This window comes from Gloeomargarita sp. (assembly GCF_053491055.1).
This window is the reverse complement of record NZ_JBRCEP010000099.1, coordinates 1-13,652: the sequence shown is the minus strand read 5'-3', so window position 1 is coordinate 13,652 and position 13,652 is coordinate 1. Positions and strand designations below refer to the sequence as shown.

The 13,652-nt window shown below is 58.8% G+C and carries 12 protein-coding genes and 2 pseudogenes; 5 read left to right on the top strand and 9 right to left on the bottom strand.

Annotated features, from left to right (window positions below):
- Positions 1–97 (top strand): annotated as a pseudogene (locus ACWISF_RS11065) (IS630 family transposase); the annotation flags it as partial.
- Positions 98–122: 25 nt separating this feature from the next.
- A pseudogene (locus ACWISF_RS11060) lies at positions 123–489 on the top strand (transposase); the annotation flags it as partial.
- 89 nt (positions 490–578) lie between these two features.
- Here the strand turns inward: ACWISF_RS11060 and ACWISF_RS11055 are convergent.
- The 8 genes from ACWISF_RS11055 to ACWISF_RS11020 form a co-directional block, all read right to left on the bottom strand.
- Positions 579–1,529 (bottom strand): hypothetical protein, encoded by a 951-nt coding sequence (locus ACWISF_RS11055; protein ID WP_448381640.1) that lies wholly within the window; start codon positions 1,527–1,529, stop codon positions 579–581.
- 1 nt (position 1,530) lies between these two features.
- Positions 1,531–2,775 (bottom strand): MFS transporter, encoded by a 1,245-nt coding sequence (locus ACWISF_RS11050; protein WP_448381639.1) that lies wholly within the window; start codon positions 2,773–2,775, stop codon positions 1,531–1,533.
- Entirely contained in the window at positions 2,772–3,545 is a 774-nt protein-coding gene (gene recO / locus ACWISF_RS11045) for a DNA repair protein RecO (protein WP_448381638.1), read from the bottom strand. The genes ACWISF_RS11050 and recO overlap by 4 nt, the downstream gene beginning before the upstream one ends.
- 7 nt (positions 3,546–3,552) lie before the next feature.
- Positions 3,553–5,475 carry an Rne/Rng family ribonuclease gene (locus tag ACWISF_RS11040; protein ID WP_448381637.1) on the bottom strand — a complete coding sequence of 641 codons (1,923 nt, stop codon included), beginning with the start codon at positions 5,473–5,475 and terminating at the stop codon, positions 3,553–3,555.
- 214 nt (positions 5,476–5,689) lie between these two features.
- Complete coding sequence (locus ACWISF_RS11035; protein WP_448381636.1) at positions 5,690–6,169, bottom strand: DUF427 domain-containing protein; 480 nt, start codon at positions 6,167–6,169, stop codon at positions 5,690–5,692.
- 171 nt (positions 6,170–6,340) lie between these two features.
- The gene (locus tag ACWISF_RS11030) at positions 6,341–7,015 is read right to left on the bottom strand and encodes a Ycf66 family protein (RefSeq protein ID WP_448381635.1); all 675 of its coding nucleotides are present in this window, start codon (positions 7,013–7,015) and stop codon (positions 6,341–6,343) included.
- 75 nt (positions 7,016–7,090) lie between these two features.
- Positions 7,091–7,213, bottom strand: a complete 123-nt coding sequence (gene psbX / locus ACWISF_RS11025; protein ID WP_448381634.1) for a photosystem II reaction center protein PsbX — start codon at positions 7,211–7,213, stop codon at positions 7,091–7,093.
- Positions 7,214–7,267: 54 nt separating this feature from the next.
- A complete protein-coding gene (locus ACWISF_RS11020) occupies positions 7,268–8,479 on the bottom strand; it encodes a pentapeptide repeat-containing protein (RefSeq protein WP_448381633.1) in 1,212 nt (403 codons plus the stop codon).
- Positions 8,480–8,606: 127 nt separating this feature from the next.
- Here ACWISF_RS11020 and ACWISF_RS11015 point away from each other — a divergent pair, with 127 nt between their 5' ends.
- Entirely contained in the window at positions 8,607–10,064 is a 1,458-nt protein-coding gene (locus tag ACWISF_RS11015) for an alpha/beta hydrolase (RefSeq protein ID WP_448381632.1), read from the top strand.
- A 186-nt stretch (positions 10,065–10,250) separates the two neighbouring features.
- Here ACWISF_RS11015 and tkt read toward each other — a convergent pair whose 3' ends face one another.
- Positions 10,251–12,251 (bottom strand): transketolase, encoded by a 2,001-nt coding sequence (gene tkt, locus ACWISF_RS11010; protein ID WP_448381631.1) that lies wholly within the window; start codon positions 12,249–12,251, stop codon positions 10,251–10,253.
- 115 nt (positions 12,252–12,366) lie between these two features.
- On the opposite strand from tkt, the gene purU reads away from it, so the two are divergent.
- Positions 12,367–13,200, top strand: coding sequence for a formyltetrahydrofolate deformylase (gene purU, locus ACWISF_RS11005; RefSeq protein ID WP_448381630.1), 834 nt, complete (start codon positions 12,367–12,369; stop codon positions 13,198–13,200).
- Between the two features lie 235 nt (positions 13,201–13,435).
- Positions 13,436–13,652, top strand: a 217-nt coding sequence (locus ACWISF_RS11000) for a helix-turn-helix domain-containing protein (RefSeq protein ID WP_448381629.1), incomplete at its 3' end; no start/stop codon positions are given.

Sequence of the window (13,652 nt, the reverse complement as noted above, 5' to 3'; positions counted from 1 at the left end):
TATTGAGCATGACTTTAGCGCATTAAAAAGATTGTGGATGTATGCTCCTCCTGGCACCACCATTGATGAAATCATTCGTAATTATTGCACAAGTTAGTGTCGCATTCTAAACCGAAATGACTATAAATATTCATCGGAGTCGGGAAGTTGAGGAATTGATTAGGGGGACAGGAGCGCGAATCCGATACCTACCTGTGTATGCACCGGAATTGAATCCGATTGAGATGATGGGGTCGGTGTTGAAGCACTTTATTCGGCAGTTTTCCAGAGTTGGGAAGTATAGTCATTTCAAACAAGTTTGCGATATGCGCCTTTACCTGAAAACCCTGTCCTGGAAGGGGATACAGTGATGACCAGTGCCTCAAAGTGTTGCATTTTCCTGTGAAACGACTATATCACATGGAGCAGATAGTGGAGACTTCTTTACTACTGATTAATCCATCCTGCTTCCGAAGTTGGTTTGCTAAGTGTTGCTACTGTACCCCTTGATTCTTTAACAGGCTGTAGTGCATTTAGGGACATTGCCATATCAATAGGGGACAGTGGGCAGAAATACACGAGGTTCTTTAGGGATAAGGTTATAGTTTCATGATGTAGTCCCATTGTGCCTTTAGGTACTCTTTGGGAAGGTATTGTTGCAAGTAGTGATAACGGCTGCGCTGCTGGATGAATTGCCGTGCTCTCGTTTCATCCCAAAGAGGCTCAGGTTCAAGGTCGGGAATGCTTGCCCAGGAGTCATCCAGGGGAGTTTGGTGAATTTGGGCAATCACGCTCGCAATCCATTTACAACAGGATTTGGGTTGCCTGACCACTTGATATTCACTAAAGCGAATCACGACCCAACCCGCCGCTAGGAAAAATTCATCCCGTTTTTGATCGCGAATGTGATGGGGTTTTCGCTGCCCGCTCTTGGCGTCATAAAAGTAGGGTTCATCAATTTCAATATCAATGTATAGGTTTAGGTTTTCGTCCAGGTAAACAAAATCGGGTTCGTAGGGTTTTTTATAAGTTTTTATGGGGTCAGCTAGCGCCAAATGAATGTGGATGTGACCGGGGAAGTAGCGCCTTAAAAATTCATAAAAATAGGCTTCAGTGACGCCCGGTTTGGGGTCGGTTGCGGCTTGGGGATGGGCGACGACCTGGCGCAAGGCCTGGTGGATTTTCGGTTGCCGCAGGGCACGCACCGCGTCGGCATGTTCCGCAAGCCAGGTCTCATGCGCCTGTTTTTGGGCCAGATACTGCTGGTGTTGCACTTGATAGTTTTGACATTGGCGGTGATATTGGTGCGCTTCCCAACTGTACCCCAGGGCCAACAAACCCACCCCCAGCAGCCCTACCCATAGCCCTGTGACTCCGGACAGGATTAGCCCAGCGGCAACAACCAGGCCCAGACCGACCAGCCAAGGCCAGCGGGGACGACGTTTAGGCGCAACCACAGGCACCGGACAGGGCGGCGCACCAGGAGGCAAGAGTTCTAAGGCCCGTTTGAGTCGGAGCGGCCATCGCACCACCGGATAAACCTCGACCATCCTACCACCCCCGCCAAATTGCCATGAGTAGCACCAACAGCGCCAAACCCAAAAACGTCTCTGCCAGTCCCAGCCGAGTGGCAATGAACCCCGTCACCGCCAGGGGCAAACTCAGGGCGATATTCACCGCATTGTTCTGTAAGCCAAAGACCTTCCCCCGCACCTCCTCCGGAGTTTCCGCCTGCAACAGGGTTTGCAGGGGAATGGCCACCAGCGCCGCGCCCCATCCCAAAGCCACATGCCACCCCAACGCCCAGGGCAGACTGCTGGTCGTGGCCGCCAAACCCACCAGCGCCGCCCCCATCACCAGGGAACCGATGGTACTCCAACGCCGATACGACCAAATCTTTGCCCGGAGGCAATTCAGACACAGGGCACCCACTGCCACCCCCACACCGGCAGCAGCCAGTAAAAAACCAAACTGGGAGGGACGCAGGAGCCGCTCTGCCAATTGAATCGTCAGCACGGCCAACGCCGCAAACACCGTATAGAGCACCACCAAATGCGCCACTGCCCCCCCTAACTGGGGCTTTGCCCGCAACAGTGCCCAACCCTCGCGCAAATCCCGCCCCACCTGCGCCAAGGTTTGCACCCCCCCGACCCGCTCCCGTTCTTGGGGACGCAACCACAACAGCAACACCGCCGCCAGCAAATACGCCCCTGCCACGACACCCTCTGGCCCCTGGGGGAAGACCTGCGCCGCCACACTCAGCAACGGATCGCCCAGCGCCAAACCCACCACCAAAGAGGCCATCATCGTCATCGTGTACAGGGAATTGGCCGACAGCAATTGCTCCGGAGGCACGATCAGGGGCAACACCGCCTGTTCCGCTGGCGCAAAAAATTGGGTCAAGGTGGAAACGGCAAAGGTAATTCCCAACAGCACTCCCCAGGTCACCCAGGGTTGCCAGTGAAACCACAGGCTGGGAATGACCAGCAAGACCAAGCCCCCCCGCAGCACATTCGTCACTAGCAACACCGGTTGTTTGCGCCAGCGGTCCACAAACACCCCCGCCAGGGAACCAAACAACACCGCCGGGATGGTAAACGCCACCATAATCCCACTCACCCAAGGGGTAATGCTGTCGCGGTCGGCAAACTGCTGATCCACCAGCGCGATCATCAGCACCAGATACACCTTGTCCCCAATCTGGGAAAACACCTGCGCCAACCACAGCACCAGGAAATTGCGATTCAACCACAGGCTCGCCAGGTCCGCTGTGGGTTTGGATTGGGTGACATTCATGGGGACTGCTGCCTCTCTGCCGTGATCGTACTATACAGCAGTGGCGCCGAGCGGATCGCCCGCTCCAGGTGATACTCCGCATAGCCCCGCAACAGAGGTTCCAAACTGCGCCAGGGCGGTGGGTCCGGCAACGGCACCAAAGGCGGCACCAGCAACGCCTGCAGTAATTGGACTTGGGCCGCAGACAAAATCCGAGAGGGTGGCATGTCCGGGGGCAGGGGCAAACGCACCAACCCGCCCAAGGGAATACTAAACCCCAGCCGTTCGCCTGGGGTCACCGGTCGTCCCGTCAGACAACACAGACGCACCTGGGGTTGCACACCCGCCAACGTCAACAACCGCATCACCCCCCGCACCACCAACTCCCAGGGTTCCGCTGGCGGCAGATGCGCCAATTGCCCCAGCAAATCCAAAAACGTCTGGTACAGTTCCCCCTGCGCTACATTGGCTAGAGCCTGCCCCAACACCAACTCGCTAAAGTACTGCGCTATGACCCAGCGGGTGTACTCGGCAGCCACCTGGGGGTAGGTCTGCACCAGGGTCGCCTGGGTGATTCGGTCCAGAGAACGCCCCACCCGCAGCTCCAACTGGTTCACCACCAAAAGGCCCGTATTGCCTGCCAAGGGCGAACGCGGTTTGCGCGCTCCTGGAGCCACCACCCGTTGCACCCCCTGTTCCGGGCTGAGAATGGTCAGCAGGCGGTCGGACTCCCCCAGCGGTTGCTGGTGTAGGTTGATGGCCGTGATCTGATAGGTGCGTCCCCCGCGCATGGTGTGGCTAGGCGCCAGACGGCTCCGAGGTCGCCTCCAGCGTGCTGGTGGTAGCGCGGCGACGGCGACGACGGGTATCCAGGGCACCGCTGACCGGGGGTTCTGGGGGAACCGGCGGACTGGGCGCTGACTCAGCAGGCGGAGACGCCGCCGGGGGTTCCGGGGCAACCGCCGAGGGAACCTCTGGGGCAGGCGTAGAGGCTGCCGCCGGCACCTCCTCCGGCAAACACACCGACACCACCACGTCCTGGAGATGGGTTTGGCCGGTCAACAGCAAGGGCGAAATGCCCATTTCCGCATACACCTGCTGTTCGGCGGGCGTCATCCCCACCGTGACCACTTGTGCTGGCGTGGGCGTGGGTTTGATGGGTCGCCGCCGCAAAGACTCCCGCTCCACCTCCTGCGGGGCGCGTCCCCGCTGACTGCCGTTGTTATGGTTGTTTGCGGCGGGGCTAGGAGGCGTAGGGAGCGGCGCAAAAGGCGGTACTTCCGGCTCCTTGCGGGGCGTTGGTTTCTCGTAACGGCGATGCCGACGACGATTGGCGCTACTGCGGTCATTCCCTCCCAAAGGCGTCACCGGGTACAAAGGCGTGCTAAAGCCCAACTCCGGGTTGGGACTGGGGGCAAACCCCAAATCCTCCAGAGTTTCTTGCCGTTCCCCATCCTCAAGACGCACCGCCTCCGTACTCGCCGGCTGCCCCGGCAACCGCGCCAAATGCCCCAGACCATTACAGGTGGGACAGGGCTGCCCAAACAGTTCATAGATGTTCTGCCCCTGGCGTTTGCGGGTCAATTCCACCAAGCCCAAATCCGACAGGTGGATGATCTGGGGACGTGCCTTGTCCGCCTTCAGGGCCTTGCTAAAGTGCTCCAACAGTTGCAGTTGGTCCCGCCGGTCTTCCATATCAATAAAATCGACGATGATCACGCCCCCGATATTGCGCAGGCGCAACTGGCGGGCAATCTCGGTTGCCGCTTCGTAATTGGTCCACAGCACCGTTTCCCGCGACGTCGCCGAACGGGTAAACGACCCGGAATTGACATCAATCACCGTCAGGGCTTCCGTCGGCTCAATCACGATATAACCGCCCTTGGGCAAATCCACCCGCGGTTTGAGGGCCTCCCGGATCGCCGCATTCACCCGAAAATACTCCAAAATGGGCGTCGGTTCCCGATGGTGGTCCACCAACACCCCCGGCGGCAACTTGCCACCCCCCCAGGTGGTGAGATGCTGCTTGACCCGTTTGACCCCCTCGGCGGTATCGGTGACAATGCGATTCACCTGGGACGTGTAAAAGTCCCGCAACACCCGTTGAACAAAATCATCATCCCGGCTGAGCAACCCCGGTCCCCGCGCCGCTGCGGCTTCCCGTTGAATCTTCTCCCACTGGCGTTTGAGGGCTTCTAGGTCCTCCATCACCGCCTCTTCACTCACCCCCTCCGCCTCGGTGCGCACCAACAACCCGGTTTGGGGGGGCTTGATCAACACCGCCAGCGCCCGCAACCGATGCCGCTCATTCTCATTGGTGATGCGCTGGGAGAGAAACACCCCCCGCCCGTAGGGCATAAACACCAAATACCGCCCCGGCAGGGTAATGTTGCCCGTCAACCGCGGACCTTTGTTCCCCGTCGGCTCCTTCATCACCTGCACCAGCACCCGTTGTTGGGGCAACAGCAGTTCCGTGATCGCCCCGGCAGTCCGCTTCAGGCGCAACGGCCCCAAATCCGACACATGGATAAACCCATTGCGTTCCGGGTCGCCAATGTTGACAAAGGCCGCATCAATCCCCGGCAACACATTTTCCACCACGCCCAAAAACACATCCCCCACCTGCAGATTGCCGGTTGCCACCACCAGCTCCTGAATCTGGTCATCGGCAAACACAGCCGCAATCCGATGTTGTTCAGCGAGAATAATCTGTTTAGACATTCATACTCCTTGGATGAACCGTTTGCCCGGTCGCCCCTGGTACGCTTCGGTTCCCTGCTCACCCGCAGGTGACCCACAACGACCGCTGCGTACCGAATACCGATAATTACCAGTGTCAAAACCTATCGTCGCACCCAGGGTCTTATAGCCGACCCGCACGCACCAGGAAGCATCCCAGGTTAACGCCTATTATAACCTTTCCCTGCCCCTGTAGTTACCAACCCCAGGTCCCCGGTGCTCCCTTAAACGGCCCCACCAAATTGGCGGTAATCCAGCCGCCATAAAACCCCCCCGGTTGGGGCGTCACCACTTCCCCCGCCACCAAACACCGGTCCAGTTTCCCGGCATAAAACGCCAAATAACCCCGGATCGGGGCAAAGGCCGCTGTCGGTTGCGGATAACTCCAGGCCACGTCCGGCACCACCTGCCCACCAACCACCAAATCGTAATAGCGGGCTTGCCCCTTCCATTCACAGACACTCTGGCGCGCATTGGGGCGCAGATACTGCATTTGAATATCCTGGGGGGGCAGATAGTACACCGGCGGATGGCTGGTTTCCAACACCCGATACGCCCGCTCCGTACAGGCCAAACAGATGCCGTGGGTATAAATCTCAATCCGTTGCGCCGTCGCCTCCAACCGAGGTGGCCGGGGGTAATCCCACACGCATTCCCGAGGCAGCACACTACCCATACAACCAAAGCATGGTCACAGGAACATAGCACTCTGTACAAGATGCGCAAAAAACATGCTCAAACCCTGACGCCGCCACGTTGGTCATTACCAAGCCCACGCCTTGTGTCCCAACTCAGAACCCCTTGGCCCGCTGTTTTGGCGCCAGCCGGTCGGCACCAATCCCATCCCCTAAAAATCATCATCGTCATCGAATTGGTCGGAATTGTCCATTTCCCAGGTGCTTGGGCGGGAACGCCGGGGTGGATATTGGGGACGGGGACGCCGGGGCCGGGTGCGCTCTTGCGGTTCCGGTGCGGCGGTGACAATAGCCGTTTCGGCCTCGGCCTGCTCCTCCCTATCCCAGTCCCGGTACGCCGGAGTCGATTCGCCACGCATCTGGGCACGGGGCGTCTGCGGCAATTCCGCTTCCCACGCATCCACCGGGTCGAGGACCACCTCCGAGGGCCGTCGCCGACTGGTACGCCGGGGTGCTTCGGCAGAGACATCCTGCCGGCTCCTGTCCCGGTCGGCATCACGATAACTAGGCGGAGGATAACCGTCCCGTGGCCGCCGGGGAGGAATTTCCCGCCCCCGCTGGGTGGGATTTTTACTGCGCAAAATCAAATTCTCCCACGTCAAGGCCACCAACGCCCCAATCATCAACACCTGCTGAAAAACCAGCCCAAACCCCAAATTGCCAAAATTCGCCAGCAGGATTAACCCACTCAACAGGGCAATAATGGCATACACCACATCGGCATCCCGCCGCAGCGCAGGCCGCAACCGCCCTAGAAAAAATAAAATGACACCACCCAGAATCAGAACAATGCCAAGAAAAATTGGGGCGGGAATACCAATACCCACAGCAGACTCCTTCTTACCGTGAATTAGGGCGGTGCGGGTGTGGCATCGCCACCTGGCAACACCGTTACCCCCATTCTAAGATGACCGCCGGATTTTGTCCTTTTGGCTGACAAACAGCAACGCTGCCGTCGTCGGGATCACCACAATCAACGTCCCGGCCAGCAAGCTGTAGAAGAAATTCATCAAACTGGGAGTCATAGCACTACCGCACCAGGTTAGGTCGTTTCCCATTCTAGCTGAAGTGGGTTGTCTCTAGGGGGCCAGGCGACCGTTGGGCAAGCGTGCCCCTTTGAACTTGGCGCCGGCGGTCTGTTGGGTCAGCCGTGCGCCTCGCAAATCTGCTTCGCTCAGGTCGGCCCCTTCCAGCAACACCTCCATCAAATCCGCCTGGGTCAGCACGGCGCGGCTGAGGTTGGCGCCGCGCAGGTCGGCACGGTGAAAATTCACGCCGGTCAATTCCCGCCGACTCAAATCCACCCCCTGGAGATTGCAGCCGGAGAGGTCGCAGCGGTGCATTTTGGCGTCGGTGAGGATGGTCATGCGCAAATCGGTGCCTGCCAAATTGACCCCCACCAGGTTGGCGTTGGTGAAATTGGCGCCCCACAGTTGCGCCCCCCGCAAATCCGCCCCGGCCAATACCGCCCCGCTCAGGTTGGCCCGGATGAGGTTGACCCGCCGCAGGTCTGCATCGGTCAAGTTCCCATCTGTCAGCACCGCTAGGCTCAAATCGGTCCAGCCCTCGCCGCCGTTGAGGTCCGCCCCCAGCAGCATCGCCCGGTTCAAGGTGGCTGCACTCAAACAGGCTTGGCGCAGACACACCCGCCCCAATTCGGCCCCGGTCAGGTCGGCGCGAACTAGGTTTGCTCCGGTCAAATCTGCCCGATACAGGTCCGCTCGGGTGAGGTTGCTGCCGGCCAAATCGGCGCCTTGCAAATTGGCCTGGGTCAAACTCACGCCGCTCAATTCGCTCTGGGTGAGCACGGTGCCTGCCAGATTCGCTTCCCCCAAATCCGCCCCCGCCAGATGCGCCCGCGCCAGATACGCCCCTTGCAGATTCACCGCCCGCAGGTTGCTCCCTGCCAGAATCGCGCCGCTCAAACTGGCCTGCCGCAAATCCCCATGGGCCAAATCCGCTTCCGTCAGGTCGGCACCATCCAACTGCGCCCGGAACAAACTGGCGCCCCTGAGGTTGGCCTCCAGCAGATTCGCCCCCCGCAAATCCGCCTCGCTGAGGTTGGCCTGTTGCAAATTCACCCGCACCAATTCGCCATGACTCAGGTTGGCTTGGGATAAATTTGCGCCTGCCAACTGGCTGTAACACAGGTAGGCGCCCTGGAAATTGGCACGCACCAGGAAGGCCTCATTCAACACCAGACCTTCTAACATACACCCGGCCATCTGTACCCGGGGGAAGGACCGAGCACCGGCATGGTAGGCATCCTGGAGTTCGCAGGGGGTGGGCATAGGGGACAAGGTTCGGCGATAGAGGGGGTGTGTATCTGTGCTGCCCAGAACCGATGTTCCCGCTACAGTATGGACTGAGGATGAATGCGGATCAGGGAGAATCTGCGCCCGCCATTCTATGTTTATCATGCCCACAAAGGTTGGGATTTGGCAGTGCTGCTGGCATTTTTTTAGTTTTTGTTTGGTGGTGGCGGGTGTGGGTGGGCCGTCGCCGGTACAGGCGGCAGAACGGCTGGTGTTGGTCGCGGGGGATACCCACTGGAGTATTGCCCTGGTGGATGTCCAAACCTGGGTGGATTCCGGGCAACCGCCAGAGAGCCTTGCCCCCTTGGCCCAACTGCTGGCGCCCCCTGTGCTGGCTGACCTCCGCCGGTGGTTGACCCAGCCTGTGCCCCTGACCCCACCCCAAAGCCGACAGTTGCTCTCTAGCGAAGTGGGGCAGCAGCTTCTCGACCGCCTCGGGCAATTCCTCATTCCCCCTGACCCCCAGGCTCTCAAACGGGCATTGGTGCTCCTGGTGCGCCAATCCCGACCCCTGACCGCCCTGCGCCTGCTTGAGGCTTTTCCTGCCGAGACGGTGGCAGTGGATGCCCTGGCGGTGGCCCATTTGCTCCTGCACGCCCAGACCCAACAACAACAGGCTGCGCACATGCTGGCTAGCTTGCCCCTGTTGCCTCCCACTGGCTTTACCCCCCCTTGGGTAGGTCGGCCCTGGCAAACCCAGCAGTGGGGGTTTCGCCCCCCCGACCAGCCCCAGCGCTGGCTTAGGGTGCAGGTGGTTTATCCGGCGGGGGCGCAACCCGTGCCGGTGGTGCTCTTCAGTCACGGGGTCGGACAAACCGGGCGCAGTTTGCTGTACCTAGGCGAATTTCTGGCCAGCCAGGGCATAGCGGCAGCAGTCATCACCCATCCAACCACCCCTGCCCTTGCGGAGTTTCAGGAACGTCCCCAGGACATCCAGCGGGTTTTGGCCAATCTGGCGCAACATCCCTTACACCGACGGCTCGATCTAAACCGGGTGGGACTGCTGGGGTACTCCCTGGGGGGCTATACCGTGCTGGTGGCTGCTGGTGCCCAGCCCCAATTCCCGGAGTTGCAACGCCGCTGCCAGGACCAGTTGGCGCTGTTAAATCTCTCGCTGGTTCTCCTGCAATGCCATGCACTAGCCCATTCCCCTTGGCCGCCTGTGCCCCCCGACCCCCGGATTCGCGCCGTGATGGCGATTAACCCAGCCATTGGCGGCATTTTGGGCGCGGCGGGACTGGCCACCGTGCGTGCGCCGGTGATGCTGGTGGGTGGGGGCAGCGATTGGGTCACACCGGTTGTCCCAGAGCAAATTCAGCCCTTTGCCGGATTGCGTGGCCCCAACCATTACCTCGTCATTCTGCCTACTGCCGGTCACACCGACGGCCTGGACGAAGCCCGTCAATGGCACCCGGCGCGGTTGCCACCCCTGCCCTACGCCCTTGCCCATCTAAGCCGCGAATTTTTCCGTAGCCATCTTTTCCCCTATGCGCCTGCACTCACCCCCGAACACCTGCGCCAGCCCACCCTTCCCTTACGGGTGCGCCATACCCACCCCTGACAGGGATTTTATTCTTTAATTCTTATTTCTTAATTTCACGTTCGCGTCAGCGGTGCGTAGCCCTAGCGCCCTTACCGAACAATTGACGTTCTCAAGAGGAGCGACTAGCCGCGGCTGTGCTGCCTTGCCCCTGGAATCGAGGGCGTTGAAGCCACCGCCCCATTCCAGCGTCCAGAGGGTGATACCCTAGCCCAACAGCGCTCGCGCCGCCTGCACCACATTCGCCACCGTCATCCCGAATTTCTCCATGCACACCGGCCCTGGCGCCGAAGCCCCAAACCGGTCAATCCCCAACGCTTTGCCCTGCAAACCCACGTACTTGTACCAGCCGTCGGTCACCCCCGCTTCGATGGAAATCCGCTTGGTCACCGTCGGCGGCAGGATACGGTCCCGATACTCCTGGGGTTGGGCATCAAACAAACGGGTACAGGGCATTGACACCACCCGCACCTTTTTGTCCGCCAATTGCGCCGCCGCCTGCACCGCCAGTTCCAACTCCGACCCGGTGGCAATCAAAATCAAGTCGGGATGGTCACAGCCACAGTCCACCACGATATAGGCGCCCTTGGCGACCCCTTCCACACTCGTCCCCGGCACGGGATTGACCGCCTGGCGGGTAAACACCAACACCGACGGGGTGTGGGTCGCCTCCAAGGCCACCTGATAGGCCCCCACCGTTTCCCGCGCATCCGCCGGACGAAACACGTAGAGATTGGGAATCAGCCGCAGCGACGCCAACGTCTCCACCGGCTGGTGGGTTGGACCGTCTTCTCCTAGGGCCACCGAATCGTGGGTCATCACGTGCAACACCCGCACCTGGGACAGCGCCGAGAGCCGAATCGCCGCCCGCATATAGTCAGTGAAAATCAAAAACGTGGCGTCGTAGGGAATCAACCCCCCATGCAACGCCATGCCATTGGCAATCGCCCCCATGGCATGCTCGCGCACCCCAAACCGGAAATTGCGCCCGTGATAAGAACCCGCCTGAAATTCGGGAATCCCCTTCAAATAGGTCATATTCGAGTGCGCCAAATCCGCCGAACCGCCCAGCAGTTCGGGGATCGCCCCTGCCAAGGCATTCAGGCACAGCTTGGACAAATTGCGGGTGGATTCCTTACCGGTTTCGGCCACCGGCGCCAGTGCCTCCTTCCAGCCTGCGGGCAATTCCCCCCGCATGATCCGCTCAAATTCCGCCGCCTCTTCAGGATACGCCTGCTTGTAAGCCGCAAAGCGGGCCTGCCATTCTGCCTCGGCTGCCGCCCCTTTGGCCACCGCCTGCCGGAAATGCTGCAACACCTCCTCAGGAATATAAAAATCCGGTTCCAAAGGCCAGCCCAGATTTTGCTTCGTCAACTTTACTTCCTCCGGCCCCAAAGGCGCTCCATGCACCGCTTCCGTCCCCGCCTTGTTGGGCGAACCGTAGCCAATCGTGGTTTCGACGATGATCAACGAAGGCTTATCCGTCACCGCTTTCGCTTCGGCAATCGCCGCCCGAATAGCAGCCAAATCGTGGTTGCCATCGGCCACCTTTTGCACATGCCAACCGTAGGCCTCGTAGCGCTTGCCCACATCCTCCGTAAACGTAATCTCCGTTCTGCCATCAATGGAGATGTGGTTGCTGTCATAGAGCATGATCAACTTGCCCAGCTTCAAATGCCCCGCCAGGGACGCCGCCTCTGCCGCCACCCCTTCCATGTTGCAGCCATCCCCCAGGATCACATAGGTGTAATGGTCCACGATGGTATGGCCGGGCTTGTTGAACCGGGCAGCCAGGTGCGCTTCCGCAATCGCCAATCCCACCGCATTCCCCACCCCTTGACCAAGCGGGCCGGTGGTCACCTCCACCCCAGGCGTTTCAAAGTTTTCCGGGTGTCCTGGTGTAATCGAACCCCACTGGCGAAACTGTTTGAGGTCGTCCAGGCTGACATCATAGCCGGTCAAATGCAGCAAAGCGTACTGCAACATACAGCCGTGCCCTGCCGACAGGACAAACCGATCCCGGTCCGGCCACTTGGGATTGCGGGGGTTAAATTTCAGGAACTCTTGCCAGAGGACATAGGCCATCGGGGCTGCACCCATGGGCAAACCCGGATGACCGGACTTAGCCTTTTGCACCGCATCCACAGCGAGGAAGCGAATGGTATTGATGGCCAGTTGCTCGATATTGGCAGGGGCAGCGACGGTCATAGCATTCACCTCTGGTAACAGTCGGCGCAATCAGTTTCATTGTGCCATAGGGTGGCGACCCAGACAGGTCACGCAACAGGTTAAATTACGCTAAAGCAGGTCACCCACGGTTGCCATGCACGGAATTTTGCAGGTATGTTGCCCGGATCAGCGGGGCTTGGTCGCCAAAATCAGCCAATTTGTCCACCAGTGGGGCGGCAACATCGTCCATGCGGACCACCACCTGGACGAGGGCCTCTTCCTGAGCCGCTTGGAGTGGGAGTTGGCCGGGTTTGGCTTGTCTCCTGCTGCCACCCGCCGGGAATTTGCTCTGCTAGCCCAGGCGCTGGCTGCCCAGTGGTCCTACCACACCAGCGATGAACGCCCGAAAATTGCCATTTTTGTCGGCAAGCAAAGCCATTGTCTGTGGGATTTGATCTGGCGCTACCAGGCGGGGGAATTGCCGGGGGAAATTGCCTTTATTGTTAGTAATCACCAGGAATGTGCCCCCATCGCTGCCCAATTTCATATCCCCTACCATTACATTCCCACCCAGGATAAAGGCCAGGCAGAAAAGCAGCAATTAGCCCTCATTCAAACCCATCAGATTGAACTTGTGATTCTGGCGAAATATATGCAAATTCTCAGCCCAGAGTTCCTAGCCCAATGTCCGCCGGTGATTAACATTCACCATTCTTTTTTGCCAGCTTTTCCCGGTGCCAATCCCTACCAACGGGCGCACCAACGGGGCGTAAAAATTATTGGCGCTACTGCCCATTACGTCACCCCGGAACTGGATGCCGGGCCGATTATTGAACAGGATGTGGTGCGGGTCAGCCATCGGGATACGGTCGCGGATTTGATTCGCCAGGGGCGGGATGTGGAGCGGCAGGTGTTGGCGCGGGCAGTGCGTTGGCATCTGGAACGGCGGGTGCTGGTGTACCACAACAAAACAGTAGTGTTTGCTTGAAAACACGCCTGATGCCGTAAGATGTTAAGTAACTATGCTTACGTCTGAGTACTTGACAAGGAAGGGGGAGTAGTGAATCTCATGTCAACCAAAACCATGCATCAAATCAATTGGGAATACCCTATTAAAGATTTGCTAGGAATTACAGTATCTCTAATTTTTTTCATACATTGCTATCGGTAGCCTAAACTTTAAGTATAGTCAAGCAGGGTAAGGTCGTCGTATTATAGGATAGATGCTGTGGAGAAAAGCGATGGCAAGACTATACAGTTACGATTTGCGTCAAAAAGCAGTCGAAGCAGTCTTAAAGGGGGCAAAACGAGTTGAGGTTAGTGAGTTATTTGGTATGAGCATCAGAACCGTACAAAGATGGTTAAAAATGTGGTCAGAAACTGGTGATTATCGGCCGAAACAGAACGATCAAAAAGGTCATAGTGCTAAGCTTACTGATT